11 protein-coding genes, 2 tRNA genes and 3 rRNA genes are annotated in these 19,663 nt (G+C 45.2%); 1 reads left to right on the top strand and 15 read right to left on the bottom strand.

The window, feature by feature from the left end; translation table 11 throughout:
* Window positions 1-13 precede the first annotated feature (13 nt).
* Window positions 14-1,117, top strand: a complete 1,104-nt coding sequence (locus tag G7Y45_RS15190; RefSeq protein ID WP_005778459.1) for a TlpA disulfide reductase family protein — start codon at window positions 14-16, stop codon at window positions 1,115-1,117.
* A gap of 161 nt (window positions 1,118-1,278) precedes the next feature.
* Here G7Y45_RS15190 and G7Y45_RS15195 read toward each other — a convergent pair whose 3' ends face one another.
* From G7Y45_RS15195 to G7Y45_RS15265, 15 genes are all read right to left on the bottom strand, one after another.
* Window positions 1,279-1,929 carry a hypothetical protein gene (locus tag G7Y45_RS15195; RefSeq protein ID WP_032530023.1) on the bottom strand — a complete coding sequence of 217 codons (651 nt, stop codon included), beginning with the start codon at window positions 1,927-1,929 and terminating at the stop codon, window positions 1,279-1,281.
* A gap of 101 nt (window positions 1,930-2,030) precedes the next feature.
* A complete protein-coding gene (locus tag G7Y45_RS15200) occupies window positions 2,031-4,595 on the bottom strand; it encodes a glycosyltransferase family 1 protein (RefSeq protein ID WP_005806753.1) in 2,565 nt (854 codons plus the stop codon).
* Between the two features lie 33 nt (window positions 4,596-4,628).
* A complete protein-coding gene (locus G7Y45_RS15205; RefSeq protein ID WP_005778464.1) occupies window positions 4,629-6,290 on the bottom strand; it encodes a glycosyltransferase in 1,662 nt (553 codons plus the stop codon).
* A gap of 235 nt (window positions 6,291-6,525) precedes the next feature.
* Entirely contained in the window at window positions 6,526-6,987 is a 462-nt protein-coding gene (locus G7Y45_RS15210) for a V-type ATP synthase subunit K (RefSeq protein ID WP_002562679.1), read from the bottom strand.
* Window positions 6,988-7,040: 53 nt separating this feature from the next.
* Window positions 7,041-8,858: a V-type ATP synthase subunit I gene (locus G7Y45_RS15215; protein WP_005778468.1), complete on the bottom strand. Its 1,818-nt coding sequence runs from the start codon at window positions 8,856-8,858 to the stop codon at window positions 7,041-7,043.
* On the bottom strand, window positions 8,855-9,460 hold the full coding sequence (locus G7Y45_RS15220; RefSeq protein ID WP_005778470.1) for a V-type ATP synthase subunit D: 606 nt from the start codon (window positions 9,458-9,460) through the stop codon (window positions 8,855-8,857). Before G7Y45_RS15220 ends, G7Y45_RS15215 begins: the two co-directional genes overlap by 4 nt.
* A 12-nt stretch (window positions 9,461-9,472) precedes the next feature.
* Window positions 9,473-10,792: a V-type ATP synthase subunit B gene (locus G7Y45_RS15225; RefSeq protein WP_005778472.1), complete on the bottom strand. Its 1,320-nt coding sequence runs from the start codon at window positions 10,790-10,792 to the stop codon at window positions 9,473-9,475.
* Window positions 10,793-10,821: 29 nt separating this feature from the next.
* Entirely contained in the window at window positions 10,822-12,579 is a 1,758-nt protein-coding gene (locus G7Y45_RS15230; protein ID WP_005778474.1) for a V-type ATP synthase subunit A, read from the bottom strand.
* A 36-nt stretch (window positions 12,580-12,615) separates the two neighbouring features.
* On the bottom strand, window positions 12,616-13,455 hold the full coding sequence (locus G7Y45_RS15235; protein WP_165015268.1) for a DUF2764 domain-containing protein: 840 nt from the start codon (window positions 13,453-13,455) through the stop codon (window positions 12,616-12,618).
* An 11-nt stretch (window positions 13,456-13,466) separates the two neighbouring features.
* Window positions 13,467-14,057: a V-type ATP synthase subunit E family protein gene (locus tag G7Y45_RS15240; RefSeq protein ID WP_005778476.1), complete on the bottom strand. Its 591-nt coding sequence runs from the start codon at window positions 14,055-14,057 to the stop codon at window positions 13,467-13,469.
* 382 nt (window positions 14,058-14,439) lie between these two features.
* Window positions 14,440-14,550 (bottom strand): 5S ribosomal RNA (gene rrf, locus G7Y45_RS15245).
* A gap of 89 nt (window positions 14,551-14,639) precedes the next feature.
* Window positions 14,640-17,527 (bottom strand): 23S ribosomal RNA (locus tag G7Y45_RS15250).
* A gap of 150 nt (window positions 17,528-17,677) precedes the next feature.
* Window positions 17,678-17,754 (bottom strand) — tRNA-Ala (locus G7Y45_RS15255).
* 26 nt (window positions 17,755-17,780) lie between these two features.
* Window positions 17,781-17,857 (bottom strand) — tRNA-Ile (locus G7Y45_RS15260).
* 155 nt (window positions 17,858-18,012) lie between these two features.
* A 16S ribosomal RNA gene (locus G7Y45_RS15265) occupies window positions 18,013-19,541 on the bottom strand.
* Together the 16S, 23S and 5S rRNA genes with 2 tRNA genes alongside form the textbook arrangement of a ribosomal RNA operon.
* Between the last annotated feature and the right edge of the window lie 122 nt (window positions 19,542-19,663).

Genomic DNA, 19,663 nt, shown 5'->3' on the forward strand with positions numbered 1-19,663 from the left:
ACATACTAAAGCAATGAAAAAGTTAACTTATCTGGCTGTTGCAGCGGTTGCTCTGGGAGTAGCATCTTGTAATAACAGCAAACCCGGTTATGTAATAACAGGTACTGTGGAAGGCGCTTCCGACGGCGATACCGTATTTATTCAGGAACGTGTAAGCAGACAGTTCAACAAACTGGATACAGCCATCATCGCTAACGGAACATTTACATTCGAAGGCGTACAGGATTCCGCAGTGAACCGTTACATCACTTACTCTAAAAACGGTGACGGAGCATATGTAGATTTCTTCCTCGAAAACGGTAAAATCAACGTAAATCTGTCTAAAGATAATAAGTCGGCAACCGGTACTCCGAACAATGACGCTTATCAGGAGATACGGAACAAGACCAATGTGATCGATCAGAAACAGGCAGCCATCTACCAGGCTATGGGCGACAGCACACTGACCGATGATCAGAAGTTGGCAAAACAAAAAGAATACTCACAGCTGGAAGAGGCATACAGCCAGGCTATCAAAGAAGGTGTACAGAAAAACATCACCAACCCGGTGGGTATCATGTTGTTCAAACAAAGTTTCTATGAAAACTCTACCGAAGAGAATGATGCTTTGCTGAAACAAATACCTGCCAACTATCAGAATGACGAACTGATTATGAAAATCAAAGAAGTTACCGAAAAGCAGAAAGCGACTGCTGCCGGTCAGAAATTTATCGACTTCGAGATGCTGACACCCGACGGAAAACCGGTAAAACTATCCGACTATGTAGGAAAAGGTAAAGTGGTATTGGTTGACTTCTGGGCAAGCTGGTGTGGTCCTTGCCGCCGCGAAATGCCGAACATCGTAGAGGCTTACGCTAAGTACAAAGGCAAGAACTTCGAAATCGTAGGCGTGTCTCTCGATCAGGATGCTGATAAATGGAAAGATGCCATCAAGAAGCTAAACATCACCTGGCCTCAAATGTCCGACCTGAAAGGCTGGCAGAACGAAGGTGCACAGTTGTATGCCGTAAACAGTATTCCTCACACCATGCTGGTTGATGCTGACGGAACAATTCTTGCACGTGGCCTGCACGGAGAAGCGCTCCAAGCCAAACTGGAAGAAGTATTGAACAAATAGGCTGTATCAAAACTCACCACAGAGGACACAGAGTAACACAGAGGCGATTTTAAGTTATTGATTATTAACAAAAAGACTCTGTGTTACTCCGTGGTAAAAAGAGTTTCGACACAGCCTCTTCATTTCACAAATGTCCCGGACAGGGGCTTTCAAAACCAAACCTATTTCAGTGAATCGGCATAGGAACAGAGCTTGACAATCTGATCCACATTCTCAAAATTCACTTTATTCTCTCCAATGTATTTCTCTATTTCCGCACGATGCTTTGAGTAGATTTTGGCAAATTGCTTAAAATTGCGGAACTGTTTCATTTTATCATCTTTCTCCACCCAATAGATATGATGCCGGTTGCCGACAATCATCTTCTCACCTTGCAACTGGTATGATTGTCCATTGCTCATGACAGAGCCGTAACTCTGAACTGCCGTTGTTTCCGAACGGGTGCCATAGGCTCCCACAGGGGCTTCCTTACGTGCAGATGCTTTATACTGGACATACACTACCGGTTTTGTCGGCAACATTTCTATTCCGGCTCCGTTGGATTCCGGATAAAACGTACGCTCTCCTATCTTGATCAGCAAAATATCTCCCGGATTGGCAAGTTCCTTCACCTGCTTATCCTGCGGATCTACAAAATAGAACTTGTTGGCTACTATATTGTAGTTCATTTTTGACTTCAATTCACCACCGGCTCTGAGAACCACCTGGGCATCTTCATACTTATCAAACAGGAACGAAGCCGTATCGGCCTGGGCTCTCAACTGCCAGAAACTGCACAGTGCAAAAGCAATGAAAATAAAAAACCTTCTCATAATACATCGATATTAAACAATAAAAGGCTGTTTTGACAGTATACACTTCAAAACAGCCTTTCAAATAGTTATGGTAAATCTCTCTTTACTTTACATACCAATCAGACAAACCAACGCACATAACAGAAGTCCTGACGGTGAGGCAGATCCGGATTTTTCGGGAACATACGGTATGATACTTTGAAGCTTCCTGCATTCGACAAGCTGTGTTTAGCCTGGAATGTATACAGATCGCCTTCTTTCTTAACCACGCTGAATGGTTCTACCGAATAAACATGCTGTTTTCCTTCCGGAGTCGTATAAGTTGTAACCAACTCCAGTCCCACTGCATCGTTCAATCCTTTTTCATCAACGACAATGGTAATCGTATACTCCTTGCCGCTTTCGATATCGCCTTGTGCAATGTCTGCTTCTCTATCTCTTGAAACGATCTCGATGGAATCCCACTTGGCAACCACTTCTTCTTTCCATGCTGCAATTTCTTTTGCCTTCGCATTATCATTGGCAGACAATTCTTTGAAGCGCTTGGCTTCCTTGCAGTAGAATTTGCTATAGTAATCGTCGAGTTGACGCTTCATTGTATAGTGAGGAGCAATCTGAGCGATTGAGTTTTTCACACTTCTAATCCAGCCTTCTGAATACCCCTTCTTGTTGCGGGCATAATATAACGGCAGAATTTCTGTTTCAAGAATACTGTAGATGGTAGCTGCATCGAGCTGATCCTGATGTTCCTGATTCTGGTAAGTACGTTTCTCGGTCAATGCCCAACCTGCACCTTCGCGGTAACCTTCAAGCCACCATCCATCGAGCACGGAGAAGTTCAATACACCGTTCATCAAAGCTTTCTCACCCGATGTACCGGATGCTTCAAGCGGACGGGTCGGCGTGTTCAGCCAGATATCAACCCCACTCACCAGACGGCGGGCCAACTGCATATCGTAGTTTTCGAGGAAGATAATCTTGCCCAGGAATTCCGGACGCTGAGAGATCTCAACAATCCTCTTAATCAGCCCCTGACCTGCACCATCGTGCGGGTGGGCTTTACCTGTGAAGAGGAACTGTACCGGATAATCGGGGTTATTAACAATCTTCGACAGACGTTCCAAATCGGTGAACAGCAGGTGAGCACGTTTGTAAGTGGCAAAACGGCGGCCGAAACCAATCAGCAACGCATTCGGATTGATCTTATCCAACAGAGATACAATGCGTGACGGATCTCCCTGGTTCTTCAACCACGTTTCACGGAACTGCTTGCGGATATAATCCACCAGCTTGTTCTTCATAGTTACACGGGTCTTCCAGATTTCTTCATCGGGCACATTATAGATAGCTTCCCAAATCTTCGGATTTGACTGATCATACAGGAAGCTTTCGTTGAAATATTTAGCATAAAGCTGTTTCCATTCCGTAGCACTCCAAGTAGGAAAGTGTACACCGTTGGTCACATAGCCCACATGGCTTTCCTCCGGGAAGTATCCTTTCCAGATAGAAGAGAACATCTCCTGAGAAACCTTTCCATGCAGCCAGCTCACACCGTTCACTTCCTGAGAAGTGTTGCAGGCAAATACCGACATACAGAAACGTTCTCCTTTGTCACCCGGATTGTTACGTCCGAGATCCATCAGATCGTCCCAGCTGATACCCATCTTTGAGGGATAGCCACCCATATACTTGCCAAACAAACCTTCGTCAAAGTAATCGTGACCGGCAGGAACCGGAGTATGAACCGTATATAAAGAAGATGCACGAACCAACTCGATAGCCTGGTCGAAAGTAAGACCGGTAGCTACATAGTCGCAGATACGCTGTACGTTGATCAGGGCAGCGTGTCCTTCGTTACAATGATAAATATCTTTCTTGATGCCCAGTGCTTTCAGTGTCAGCATACCGCCGATACCTAACAGGATCTCCTGTTTCAGACGGTTTTCCCAGTCACCTCCGTAGAGTTGGTGAGTGATAGGACGGTCAAATTCACTGTTCATTTCGTTGTCTGTATCGAGCAGATACAAAGAAATACGTCCTACGTTTACTCTCCATACATTTGCATGTACGTAGTAATCCATATAAGGCACATCCACTACCAACGGTTTTCCGTCTGCATCCGTCACACGGTCGATAGGAAGCTGACCGAAGTTCTGTGCTTCGTAATTGGCAATCTGCTGCCCGTCCATAGACAGCGTTTGTGTAAAGTAACCGTAGCGATACAGGAAACCTACCGCGCAAAGATCTACATTGCTGTCAGAAGCTTCTTTCAGATAGTCGCCGGCCAGTACACCTAAACCGCCGGAATATATTTTAAGAACGTGATTCAAACCATACTCCATGCTAAAGTAGGCTACAGAAGGACGTTTATCGTCTGGCTTCACATCCATGTAGTCTCTGAATTTAGCATATACGTCATTCATACGTTTCAGGATAACCTTATCTTTTGATAAAGCTTCCAATTTTTCGTAACTCATACGTTCAAGCAAAAGTACCGGATTTTGACCAGCTTCTTTCCAAAGGGTCGGATCCAAATCTCTGAACAGTTCAGTAGCTTCATAATTCCATGCCCACCAAATGTTGCGTGCAAGTTCAGATAATTTCTCTAATTCCGCAGGAACACGTGACTTTACAGTTACCTCCTTCCAATTCGGAGTATTCACATTACTTACTTTAATTTTCATAATGTTATTGTTTACTTGTTGATGAATAAATACTTAGTTTAGTTGACGTTTCATTGCATTGCGCAAAGCAATATCATAAGCCTCGTAATAATACTTGATGAAATGCTTCCATAAAGCCTGTTCGGCCACAGCCGCCGCATGCTTGCGGATTTCTTTCACCTCAATTTCCGTTTTACCCGAGAACAGCGCGATCGTATCCTTGATACCGTCGGCAACTTCTGAGTAATTATAGTCCGAACGATGCAGCACCTCTACTCCATTATCAAGCCCATGCTGATTCTTCAGGCTGTTCACCCAAAGACCGAAGCCTGCCAGGTCAGTCGTAATGGTAGGTACGCGGAAGGCTACACTCTCAAGCGGAGTATATCCCCAAGGTTCGTAATAAGAAGGATAGACACTCAAGTCTTCTCCCAATATCAAGTCATAATATTCTTTATTCAGGATTCCATCCTTTCCATCCAGATAACACGGGACGAAAATCACTTTCACCTTATCTTCCGGACGGTTTCCCATACCCAGATACTTCAACATGTCCAACACCTGATCGTGGGTCATATTATGCAGCCAATGGGTAATGAAAGGCACTTCAAGCGGAGTATCGAACTTCTCTTTGCTCTTCAGGCGGGTCTGCAAGTCCTCGCGGGGCTCTCCTACCCAACCCGGCACATTGACAAATGCCAGTACGTTCTTCTGCAAATCTTTGTCCCGGTTCAAGCGGTTCAGCGATTCCAGAAACACGTCGATTCCTTTGTTCTTAAATTCATAGCGTCCGCTGGTACCGATAATCAACGTATCATCGCCCATATTGGTTCCAAGAAGTTTATTGGCCACGTTCAACATCAGCGAACGGGCACGTTTGCGTTTACCGGTGAAGGCCGTTCCCTGAGGTACGAAATCGTCCTCGAAGCCATTCATCAGCACTACGTCTGCTGCCTTATCCAGCAACTCTTTACACTCGTTATTAGTGATTTCGCTTACTGTCGTAAAGCAGTCGACATGATGTGCGGTCTGCTTCTCAATAGAGTGCTTCGACTGCATATTCAGTTCCTGGGCCATCTGGTCGCCATTATAGGCAAACAGATAATCATATAAGGGTTTATCGTTTCCGGCAATGCTCCGGCCGATAGAGGTAGCGTGGGTAGTGAAAATAGTCCCTATTTCGGGTACGGCCAGCTGCACATATAGTGCTCCCAAACCGGTCATCCATTCATGTGCCTGATAAACAACCTTATCATTTTCAGTCAGATTATAACGATAGAAGCTCTCTACCACTTTTCCAGCAGCATACGAGAACATGGATGCTTCGTCATAATCGCCGTAAGCATGCAACGAATCTACCTGAAAATGATTCCACATTTCAGTATAGATTTCATTCTTTTTCTCAAAGAAAGGCTGAAAATCAACCAGAATAACAATGGGTTCACCCGGAATATTCCAACGTCCGACACGGACAGAAAGGTTATCTTTATTGAGGGCATGTTCTTTCCATGCCGCACAGAGGTTGTCAGATTCTATAAACAAAGGGTTTTCTTTTCCTTGCCACACATCCGGCCCTATGAAGAATAATTTGTCACGGAAGTTAGTTTGCAACGTATTTGCCCTTGTGGACAAAACAGTATAAATTCCTCCTACCTTGTTGCACACTTCCCAACTGGCTTCGAAGATATAATCGGGGGTTAATAAATCTTTTACCATATAAATGTTTAAAACTCTTTTTATTACGCAGGTGCAAAAGTACGCATTATTTATTGAAAAATAATACTTTATACAAAAAATATAAGCAAAATAGCACAAACAAGCGTTTACAACGAGGTTTCAGAGCATAAAAAAAGACTTAAGTGTTTTTGGAAAACGCTTAAGTCTTTTCAGAAAACACTTAGACGTTTTGCTGAAAACGCTTAAGTGTTTTTATAAATCATTAGCTTATCATTTATGCCAGCGCACTACCGATAAGGAAGGTAGCTGCCAATGCCACGATAGCATAAAGTTCGGGGAATACAGCAAGAATCAATGTGTTGCTGAATACATTATGGCCTTGTCCGATGGCTGCAATACCATTGGCGCAAACCTGTCCCTGGCGAATAGCGGAAAACAGGGCAACCAGTCCGAGGGCAATACCTGCACCCAATACGGCAGAAGCCTGAATGGCAGTTATCTGCGGAGTAAGGATGCCGAAGATAGTCTGGAACATAAAGTAGCCTGCGAAACCATACAATCCCTGTGTACCCGGAAGAGCTGTCAATACAAGGAAGTTACCGAATGCACTATCGTTCTTCTTCAATGCGCCGATAGCAGCGTTACCTGCGATAGTCACTCCGTAAGCACTTCCGATGCCCGACAAACCAACCATAACCGCGATGCCAATGTAAGCAATAAACAAATTCATTTCCATAATCTTAATTTTATTTTTTAATTTATTATTCTACTATTTTTCTTTTTATTTCTCTATTTTCTGAATGGTTTGTACTCCTTGCCGCCGCCTTCGTAACCGGAATTCTTGAAAAACTCCACGAAAGTCAGACGCATGGGGTGAACCATGGCTCCGAGCACATTCATAAAGATATTGATGGCATGTCCGATAACGAATATCAGCACCATCACAATGGGACCGGCAATCACATTGTCCGGACTCATGCCTACTGCCAGACTGTTGAATACTCCGGCAAGAATTCCTCCTGACAATCCCAGAGCGAATAAACGCACGTATGAAAGAACGTCACCCAACAGCCCCGTTGCCATGTTATAAGAATCCCATAAACCCAGTCCGATATTAAGAAAGATATTCTTTCCGGGACTGTTGAACAGGAAAATCATAATACCGGCAATGCCCATAATGATCAGATGTACGGTACTTCCCATCGGCATCACTTTCGGCAACAGCGCCGAAAAAGCCAACGATAACAGGAGAATGATCCACCCGATCGTCGCAATGGCGTATTTGAAGCCAAACTGGATGGTCTGATTGACAGCCTTCAATACCATACCGAACAGAATCTGCACCGCACCCAAAATCAGTGAGAGCTGGAACATGTCATTATTATCCATAAAGACTGCACTCTTCAGGCGCTGGATGAACGGCCAGGGCAGGTCGTAAATATTGGCACCGAAGAAGGTTCCGGTCAGCAATCCGCAGAAGAAAGTGGAAGTAGCCAGTATCTGAATCAGAGAGATGATCGATTTGGCCGACGGACTCAGTTTCTTTGCCAGCAAACGGTAAGCGGTAGCCCCCACAAACAGGAACAAGCCATATCCGGAATCTCCCAGGCAAAGTCCGAAAAAGATCATAAAGAACGGAGCAAAGAACGGCGTCAAGTCCAGTTCGTTATATTTCGGCAACATGTACAATTTGCAAATCGGCTCAAACCAGGCAAAGAAGCCTTTGTTGTTCAATTCAATCGGAACATTGTCTTCCGGTGTCGGGTCTGTGATCTCGTAATAAACATGTGCGTCATTCAGATAGGCTTCGATTTCAACCTTACTGGCAGCAGGAGCCCATCCTTCAAGCAACATCAATTTATCACCGGCAGTCTGCTCCGTACTTAAAACGACCTTTGAGAATTCTATTTCAGTCTGCACCTGTTTCAAAGCCTCCTTCAGCGAAGGTATGTCGGTTTCAGACAAAGCAACCAACTTCTTTTCATTCTCTTCAAGTGCAATCCCGGTATTGGTATACTGCATTTCAAGTTGTGCCAATGACTGCGACGGCAGTTTAGCTTGCTCTACATCCAGATCGACCTCTTCTCCGTCTTTGGTCACGGTGACGAAAAAGACCTTTGAAGAAATACGGCAAATAACCATTGCATTATATTCCGCTTCCCATTCTTCTTTGTAGTTACCTTCGGGACAAGTATAGAATCCGACCACATAACCGGCATCTTTCAACCGCTGTATGCCTCCCGGTTCAAAATCGCCCCAGGCTTCCAAGGCATCTTTTTCCTTTCCGCAGATTTGCTGCTGTTGCAACAGTTTACTATGTTCGGTTTGCAGAGCATCTATTTCGTCAAGCACCTGTAGGCCACGTTCAGCACTGCCTCCATGGGTTGCAATGACCGCATCTTTCCCATGTTTCTGGTTCTGTAACAATTTCAATGCGGCGGCAAGACGGGCAGAAAGACGGATGTTATCCTGTAACTCGGCATTCTCAGCCGCTCCCTGCTGTTTCTCCACAATATGAACGACTCCGAGTTCCCGAAGACTGTTCAGAAAAGCTTCGTACTCCTTATGATAAACCAGGAATGTGAGTTTCTTCATTTTTGTAATCATGCCTCTGCCTCCTTCCTTTTTTCTTGCTGTGATTTCAGAATCTTTTGCGACGACTTAGACAAATTCTCCTCATCTTCCATGAAGCGTTTTATCTTACGCAAAGCATCCTGATAACCAGGTATCTGTACCTTCTCAAAAAGATTAACTTTCTGAGTGGTCTTTTTCCTCGCATGTTCTAACAAGCCCAGCTTGGCCAGCGTGAACTCACGCTCTATAGCGGTATGCGCCAACTCCTTAAGCAAATGTATACCATCGGCATACCATTTGGGAGCATTAAACAGGCTGTACGGACGAATCTCGAAATCTACATTCTCGAGTAAAGGCACCCTTACACCGGCTATTTTTTTGATACCAAGATGAACATCATTTACTTTTATCAATGAGGTGTCAAACTCATTCCAAAGTGCGAACATGGCTTCATAAGCCTGGATTTGTTTTTCCAGCCTTTCCTCCAGATCGGCAGCTTCGCTTTTACAGCGCTTCACTTCCATGCGAAGGGCACTCTCCTTATTTTTAATAATCGGGAGGGTACGCACCCGCACTTTCAGTTGCTTCTCGAGCTGCTGAAGGGAGGTTTTGTTATATTGAAACTTTATAGCCATCTCGTTTATTTACTATTTTTTCCAATACTGATCTACCAGTTCCTTCTTGATATTCACTTCTTCCGGACGGAAATATTTGCCGAACAATCCCCATGCCACATCCAGCATTTCTGTCGTATCCAGATTGACGTCGATGGCAAGCAACTGATTGGAATAGTCCTTGGCAAAAGCTAAAGTACGTTCGTCATAATTGGTCAGGTCAAAACCATTCTCCAACTTCGTCTTGGCGTTAGCGGCATCGGCATACAGACGTACCGCAGCATTCATCACCTGTGGATGGTCCTTACGGGTCTTCTTACCGGTTACCAACTGTTTCAGACGGGACAATGAACGGAACGGATCGACAATAACCTTACCAATATCGCTATCACGACGCAGGAACAACTGTCCTTCGGTGATATAACCGGTGTTATCGGGTACGGCATGCGTGATATCACCGCCGGACAACGTAGTCACAGCAATAATTGTGATGGAACCACCATCGGGGAACTGTACCGCTTTTTCGTAGATTTTAGCAAGGTCCGAATAAAGAGAGCCCGGCATAGAGTCTTTCGAAGGAATCTGATCCATACGGTTCGACACGATAGCCAAAGCATCGGCATACGAAGTCATATCGGTCAGCAGAACCAATACTTTCTGATTGTGCTGTACTGCGAAATATTCAGCCGCAGTCAAAGCCATATCCGGTACCAGCAGACGTTCTACCGGAGGGTTCTCCGTGGTATTCACGAAACTGACGATACGGTCGAGCGCACCGGCATTGGAGAATACATTCTTAAAATACAGGTAGTCATCGTTTGTCATACCCATACCTCCCAGAATGATTTTATCTGTTTCCGCACGCAATGCTACGTTCGCCATCACTTGGTTAAACGGTTGGTCCGGATCGGCGAAGAAAGGAATCTTCTGACCGGAAACCAGGGTATTATTCAAGTCGATACCGGCAATACCGGTTGCAATCAGTTCTGAAGGTTGTTTACGGCGTACCGGATTCACAGAAGGGCCTCCGATCTCGACTTCCTGTCCTTCAATCTCCGGTCCTCCGTCGATAGGATCACCAAAGGCGTTGAAAAAACGTCCGGCCAGTTGCTCGCTTACTTTCAGCGTAGGCGATTTACCCAGAAATACCACTTCAGCATTGGTCGGGATACCTTCCGTACCCTCAAACACCTGCAAAGTCACTTCGTCACCAGCTATCTTTACAACCTGAGCCAGTTTACCATTCACAGTGGCCAACTCATCATAACCTACCCCTGTAGCTTTCAGCGAGCAGGTAGCTTTGGTAATCTGAGTAATCTTAGTATATATTTTTTGAAATGCTTTTGTAGCCATGTTATTATTTACAATTTAGTTACAATCCACTATTTGACACTTCTCTCGGCAACCAACTCCTTCAATTGCTTCTGGAAACCTTCATATTGTTCCGATTTGAACTTTGAATAGTTCATTTGCTTGCAGATGTTAATCATCTTCTTGAAGTAGTCCATAACCTCATTAAAGTTGTCAAACTCAAATTCCGTATGACAGATGTCTATCACCATGTTCAAGATAGCTTCCTGGCGCTCCATCGGAGTAACGGCGTCAATTTCATCGAATGCATCCTGTTGCAATATAACGAAATCAATCAACTCCGACTTCCAGAAAATGACATGATATTCTACCGGCACACCGTCATCACCCAAGATGTTGATCTGCTCGGCAATTTCCTTACCACGCTGCAAACGCGTTTTGATCTCATTCACTTTACCGATCCATTCGTCATTGATGTGTTCGGCAATGTATGCCTCAAATTCAGGATATTCGATATATTTAGAATAAGAGTCGATCGGATTCACAGCCGGATAGCGCTTCTTATCGGCACGATCCTGTTCCAGCGCATAGAAACAACGGGCTACCTTTTTAGTATTTTCAGTCACAGGTTCCTTCAGGTTACCTCCGGCCGGAGATACCGTACCGATAAAGGTAATAGAACCACTCTCACCGTTATTCAGTTTTACATAACCTGCACGACCGTAGAAGTTAGAAATGATTGAGGACAAGTCCATCGGGAATGCATCCGGCCCGGGCAACTCTTCCATACGGTTCGACATCTCACGCAATGCCTGTGCCCAACGGGAAGTAGAGTCTGCCATCAACAGGATCTTCAATCCCATCGCACGATAATATTCGGCAATCGTCATAGCCGTATACACAGAAGCTTCACGGGCCGCTACCGGCATGTTCGAAGTATTGGCGATAATAATGGTACGCTCCATCAGCTTACGTCCCGTATGTGGGTCCACCAGTTCTGGGAACTCAGTAAATATTTCCACAACCTCGTTCGCACGTTCACCGCAGGCGGCAATGATCACAATATCGGCCTCTGCCTGTTTAGAGATAGCATGCTGAAGTACGGTTTTACCTGTACCGAACGGACCGGGAATAAATCCTGTCCCCCCCTCTACTATCGGATTGACAGTGTCAATCACACGTACACCGGTTTCAAGCAATTTAAACGGACGCGGTTTTTCTTTATAATTCGTCATAGCCCTTTTTACCGGCCACTTTTGAATCATATTCACTTCAACGTTGTTTCCCTCTTCGTCTACCAAAACAGCAATTACGTCTTCAATCTTATAATCGCCTTCAGGTACAATCGATTTCACCGTGCAAACACCTTTCTGCGTGAAAGGTACCATGATCTTCAATGGCTGGAAGTTTTCATCCACCTGTCCTAACCAGGCAGATGCTTCCACTTTATCCCCTACATTGACAAGGGGAACAAAATGCCATACACTTTCTTTATCCAACGGATAGGTATATTGTCCTCTCTTCAGGAATACGCCATCCATCTTATCAAGGTCGTTTTGCAGACCATCGTAATTCTTCGATAACATACCGGGACCTAAGGTCACCTCAAGCATGTGTCCGGTAAATTCGGCTTCGGCCCCCACTTTCAATCCACGAGTGCTTTCGAACACCTGAACATATACATGTGTACCTACGACCTTAATCACCTCCGCCATTAATTTATCGCCACCGGTTGAGATATAACAAATCTCATTTTGAGCTACCGGTCCATCAACGACGAGGGTCACCATGTTGGCAATAACGCCACTAACAGTTCCTTTTGTTGCCATATATTTTTTTAATTTATTTATCCGAGTTTGGCAGGATTACCTGAATTCTGCGGGAATCTGCACTTCATTCTTCAGTGACTCTATGATACTGCGGAACAGTTGATTTCCTCTTTCCTTATCCAAAGAGATCCAACGTTCAATCATTTCCAGTTCCAATAAGAAAGCAAAAATACGTTCGATGGTAAAATAGTTAAAGAAAATAGCTTCCTCCATCCAGTTCCACCGTAAAGCATCCAACTTCTTCTCGCGTTCTACCAGTTCTGTTATTTCACTGATTTTCACTAACTGATCCAGAAAATCCACTTCACCGGAAAGTCCGAAATCACGGGCTCCGGAAGTTCGCAAAGCCTCACATATTTCCGTATCACCCACTATATTGCGGGCAACATCCCATTTATACTTCCGAGCGGTCAATGCCACAAGGATATTGTTAATTGTAAGATTGAATTCGAACCAGGAAGCCACAAACTTATTTCCGCATTTCATTGCATAATCATAATAAAGTGCAGCCAGATGATCTTCCAGTAAAACAGCATTGTCTGCCGGAGTATTGAAATAGTCGGAAATGAAAGTAGCAAGATATGCAGGAAATTCTTTAGTACTGATTTCTCCTCCTTCTTTAAGAACAGAGATATATTCAGCAAGTTCCTCCGCGGAGAAATTTCCCCGGGTATCAATGGCGGCTTCCTTATCTTTCAGAAGCTTCAGTACATTGGCATTATCAAACTTCAAATAAAACAGATCAATTAATTTTTGATCTGAAGCTGACAAGCCCGTGTAAATTTCCGTTTTAAAATCAGCTACTGTATAGCTCAGCTTACTGTCCTCAAGTGCGAGTTCCGGCAAACCGGCTACCAAGTAATAATATTTACTCATAACGCATCCCTTTAGAATAACATTTCTACCAACTGAGGACGCAGGAATGCTTTAAAGTAATTCATAAATTCCTCTTCTCCGAAATTCACTTTATATGAACCGTCTGCAGGAGATACAGAAAACAATGCCTTAATACCATTCACTTGTTCTATGGTAACACCTTTGTCTAACAATGCTTTAGCATTGGCCGCAAAATACTTTCTCAAAGATTCCGCATCAGAAGTTGAGATGATAATCGGCTCGTCTACGCTCCATTTGGAAGCCAGAGCTACGATAAAAGCACTCAGAAAATCTTTATTCTGTGCAAACTCCTTTACCGGTGCGGTCACAATTTTATCAGTTACCATAGTGGCTATTTCTGATTTCAACGCATTTACTGCCTGACCGGCAAACAGTTTCAACTCTGATTTGGTATTCTCTGTCAGTTCATCGGCAGATTTACGAGAGGTGGCAATAATTGATTCAGCTTCTTTATGGGCATCTTCAACGATTTTTTTAGCTTCTTCCTGAGCATTCGCAATAAGACGGCGGGCTTCTTCATTACCTTTTTCGACGCCTTCGCGATAAATCTTATCGGTCAACTCTTGAATTTTGTTTTCCATATTCACGGACTATTTAGAAGTTTATATTATAATATCTAAGTGTTTCTCATCAGATTCTCGCCAAAAGTACAAAATTCAATCTGATAAAAAAAGAGAAAAGAGGAAGAAAACTGTTCGTAATCGCGAAAAGAAGCGTCCAAAAGTAAAGGTTATGACGATCCCGACACATTTATCTTCCCGTTTCATCTTTTCAGATGATGGCAAAGATAAACAGTCTGATAATACATCAAACATTGAATTATGATAAAACCGGAAAAATGAAGATTGAGTCAGGAGTATATGGGATGAAGCCGATAAAAAGATTGTCAGGAGATATTGCTTATACCCAAAAACAAGTCATCCCCTCGTGTCTTCTGACCCGAGGGGATGAACTCTCTGAAAAAAACGGCAACTACCTACTCTCCCACTGTTACGCAGTACCATCGGCGTGATCAGGCTTAACTTCTCTGTTCGGAATGGGAAGAGGTGGAACCCTGATGCTATAGTCACCTGAATAAGGTAGACATAATGTACAAAAGTAAACTTAGCCGTCTATCACCCGGATAGTAAAGCTAAACGGATATATAAACCATAAAGGACAATAAAAGAAAGTCATCGGGCAATTAGTAACGCTCGGCTGTGATGTTACCACCTGTACACCTGCGTCCTATCAACGTTGTAGTCTACAACGACCCTAAAAGAAATCTAATCTTGTGGCTGGCTTCGTACTTAGATGCTTTCAGCACTTATCCAATCCCGACTTAGATACCCGGCAATGCACCTGGCGGCACAACCGGTAAACCAGAGGTCAGTCCAACACGGTCCTCTCGTACTAGTGTCAGAGCCACGCAAATTTCATGCGCCCACGATAGATAGAGACCGAACTGTCTCACGACGTTCTGAACCCAGCTCGCGTGCCACTTTAATGGGCGAACAGCCCAACCCTTGGGACCTTCTCCAGCCCCAGGATGTGACGAGCCGACATCGAGGTGCCAAACCCCTCCGTCGATATGAGCTCTTGGGAGGGATCAGCCTGTTATCCCCGGAGTACCTTTTATCCTTTGAGCGATGTCCCTTCCATACGGAAACACCGGATCACTATGCTCTAGTTTCCTACCTGATCGACTTGTAAGTCTCCCAGTCAAGCGCCCTTATGCCATTACACTCTGCCGCCGGTTACCAATCGGCGTGAGGGCACCTTTAGAAGCCTCCGTTACACTTTTGGAGGCGACCACCCCAGTCAAACTACCCACCAAACAGTGTCCTCGCAACTGCGAGTTAGAACTCAAATAATCAAAGGGCCGTATTTCAACAGCGACTCCACAAATACTGGCGTACCTGCTTCAAAGTCTCCGGCCTATCCTACACATCAATTACCCAAATTCAATGTTAAGCTATAGTAAAGGTTCACGGGGTCTTTTCGTCCCATCGCGGGTAATCGGCATCTTCACCGATACTACAATTTCACTGAGCTCACGGTTGAGACAGTGTCCAGATCATTACACCATTCGTGCAGGTCGGAACTTACCCGACAAGGAATTTCGCTACCTTAGGACCGTTATAGTTACGGCCGCCGTTTACTGGGGCTTCAATTCAATGCTTCTCTTGCGATGACATCTCCTCTTAACCTTCCAGCACCGGGCAGGTGTCAGGCTGTATACGTGATCTTTCAATTTTGCACAGCCCTGTGTTTTTGTTAAACAGTTGCCTGGACCTATTCTCTGCGCCCTCCCGTCACCGGGTAGGGACCCTTTATCCCGAAGTTACAGGGTCAATTTGCCTAGTTCCTTAACCGTGATTCACTCAAGCGCCTGAGTATATTCAACCCGACTACGTGTGTCCGTTTGCGGTACGGGTACCATTAAGATTAAGTTTAGCGGATTTTCTTGGGAGTATGTTTACACGCACTATTACCGTTTTCCGAGGAAATTGGTATACTATCAGGTTCGACTCTTATCCCGGATTTGCCTGGGATAATCAACATCTACACCCTTTAACGGACTATTCCGTCAGTCCGCGGCGTTGTCACTCCTCCGTCTCCACGTCACTCTTAATGCTAGTACAGGAATATTAACCTGTTCTGCCATCGGCATCACCGTTCGGCTGAGCCTTAGGACCCGACTAACCCTGATCCGATTAGCGTTGATCAGGAAACCTTAGTCTTGCGGCGAGGGGGTTTCTCACCCCCTTTATCGTTACTTATACCTACATTTGCTTTTCCACACGCTCCAGTAAAGCTCACGCTTCGCCTTCAACGCAGAGTGGAATGCTCCCCTACCGATACTTACGTATCCCATAGCTTCGGTAAAACACTTGATGCCCGATTATTATCCACGCCAAACTCCTCGACTAGTGAGCTGTTACGCACTCTTTAAATGAATGGCTGCTTCCAAGCCAACATCCTAGCTGTCTTAGCAATCTGACTTCGTTAGTTCAACTTAGTGTTTATTTGGGGACCTTAGCTGATGGTCTGGATTCTTCTCCTTTAGGACATGGACCTTAGCACCCATGCCCTCACTCCTGAGATCGAACTAATGCGCATTCGGAGTTTATCAAGACTTGATAGGCGGTGAAGCCCTCGCATCTTATCAGTCGCTCTACCTCACATTAGTAATTCTCAAGGCTGCACCTAAATGCATTTCGGGGAGTACGAGCTATCTCCAAGTTTGATTAGCCTTTCACCCCCACCCTCAGGTCATCCGGAAGCTTTTCAACGCTTATCGGTTCGGTCCTCCAGTTAGTGTTACCTAACCTTCAACCTGCCCAAGGGTAGATCACTTGGTTTCGCGTCTACTCCTTCCGACTATCCGCCCTGTTCAGACTCGCTTTCGCTTCGGATCCACATCTCAAGATGCTTAACCTTGCCGGAAAAAGTAACTCGTAGGTTCATTATGCAAAAGGCACGCCGTCACAACTTACGCTGCTCCGACCGCTTGTAGGCGCATGGTTTCAGGGACTATTTCACTCTTCTATTCGAAGTGCTTTTCACCTTTCCTTCACAGTACTGGTTCGCTATCGGTCTCTCGGGAGTATTTAGCCTTACCGGATGGTCCCGGCTGGTTCACGCAGAATTCCTCGTGCTCCGCGCTACTCAGGATACCACTACGCTTCAGTTACCTTAGAATACCGGGCTATCACCGTCTATGGCGCGACTTTCCAGTCGCTTCTTCTCAATAACTTTCTTGCGAGAGCGTGGTCCTACAACCCCACACATGCCGTAACATGGGTGGTTTGGGCTATTCCCCGTTCGCTCGCCACTACTAGGGGAATCATTATTTATTTTCTTTTCCTGCAGGTACTAAGATGTTTCAGTTCCCTGCGTTAGCCTCCAACTTAGTTGGATGACATTCCTTCAGAATGCCGGGTTGTCCCATTCGGAAATCTTCGGATCAAAGGTTATTTGCACCTACCCGAAGCTTATCGCAGCTTATCACGTCCTTCATCGCCTCCGAGAGCCAAGGCATCCGCCATGCGCCCTTATTTACTTTCTTTTATCGCCAGGTTCATCTCCTTTTCTTAAAAAGGATCTGAACCAAATGGTTCGATATATACTTTTAGCTCTTACTAAATTTACTTTTTTCTGTACATCATGTCAAAGATCGTATGATAACATTCGGCAACTTGTGTTGCCAGCGTATCAATGGTGGAGAATAACGGATTCGAACCGTTGACCCTCTGCGTGCAAGGCAGATGCTCTAGCCAGCTGAGCTAATCCCCCAATCATACAAGATATCAATCTCGTCTTGGTAGTCCCAGGCAGAGTTGAACTGCCGACCTCTACATTATCAGTGTAGCGCTCTAACCAACTGAGCTATAGGACTAGTTCAACCGTGTCCTGTCTTAGACTCGGCTTCTGTTTTTCTCTTGTTTATCTCTATCTATATTGCTATAGACGGTCGATCTATATTCTATAAATAAACAAGTACCAGTAGTACAATTTTAGAACCGATGAACGTCGTTTCCAACATCGCTCCAGAAAGGAGGTGTTCCAGCCGCACCTTCCGGTACGGCTACCTTGTTACGACTTAGCCCCAGTCACCAGTTTTACCCTAGGACGCTCCTTGCGGTTACGTACTTCAGGTACCCCCGGCTCCCATGGCTTGACGGGCGGTGTGTACAAGGCCCGGGAACGTATTCACCGCGCCGTGGCTGATGCGCGATTACTAGCGAATCCAGCTTCACGAAGTCGGGTTGCAGACTTCGATCCGAACTGAGAGAGGCTTTTGGGATTAGCATCCTGTCACCAGGTAGCTGCCTTCTGTACCCCCCATTGTAACACGTGTGTAGCCCCGGACGTAAGGGCCGTGCTGATTTGACGTCATCCCCACCTTCCTCACATCTTACGACGGCAGTCTCTCCAGAGTCCTCAGCATGACCTGTTAGTAACTGAAGATAAGGGTTGCGCTCGTTATGGCACTTAAGCCGACACCTCACGGCACGAGCTGACGACAACCATGCAGCACCTTCACAGCGGTGATTGCTCACTGACATGTTTCCACATCATTCCACTGCAATTTAAGCCCGGGTAAGGTTCCTCGCGTATCATCGAATTAAACCACATGTTCCTCCGCTTGTGCGGGCCCCCGTCAATTCCTTTGAGTTTCACCGTTGCCGGCGTACTCCCCAGGTGGAATACTTAATGCTTTCGCTTGGCCGCTTACTGTATATCGCAAACAGCGAGTATTCATCGTTTACTGTGTGGACTACCAGGGTATCTAATCCTGTTTGATACCCACACTTTCGAGCATCAGTGTCAGTTGCAGTCCAGTGAGCTGCCTTCGCAATCGGAGTTCTTCGTGATATCTAAGCATTTCACCGCTACACCACGAATTCCGCCCACCTCTACTGTACTCAAGACTGACAGTATCAACTGCAATTTTACGGTTGAGCCGCAAACTTTCACAACTGACTTACCAGTCCACCTACGCTCCCTTTAAACCCAATAAATCCGGATAACGCTCGGATCCTCCGTATTACCGCGGCTGCTGGCACGGAGTTAGCCGATCCTTATTCATATTATACATACAAAACAGTATACATACTGCACTTTATTCTAATATAAAAGAAGTTTACAACCCATAGGGCAGTCATCCTTCACGCTACTTGGCTGGTTCAGGCTCGCGCCCATTGACCAATATTCCTCACTGCTGCCTCCCGTAGGAGTTTGGACCGTGTCTCAGTTCCAATGTGGGGGACCTTCCTCTCAGAACCCCTATCCATCGAAGGCTTGGTGAGCCGTTACCTCACCAACAACCTAATGGAACGCATCCCCATCCTTTACCGGAATCCTTTAATAATCAAACCATGCGGAATGATTATCCCATCGGGTATTAATCTTTCTTTCGAAAGGCTATCCCCGAGTAAAGGGCAGGTTGGATACGTGTTACTCACCCGTGCGCCGGTCGCCAGCAAAGAAAGCAAGCTTTCTTCCTGATGCCCCTCGACTTGCATGTGTTAAGCCTGTAGCTAGCGTTCATCCTGAGCCAGGATCAAACTCTTCATTGTAAAAGTATTGTTATATATCCCAATAAGGGACAATATTAGCTCTGTTCAGGATGTCGAAAATTTATTGACGGTCATTTTTTCATATACCTATATAATAAGTATTGACGGTTCTAAATTTACTT

The sequence above is a fragment of the Bacteroides sp. ZJ-18 genome (assembly GCF_011038705.2).
GTDB lineage: Bacteria > Bacteroidota > Bacteroidia > Bacteroidales > Bacteroidaceae > Bacteroides > Bacteroides hominis.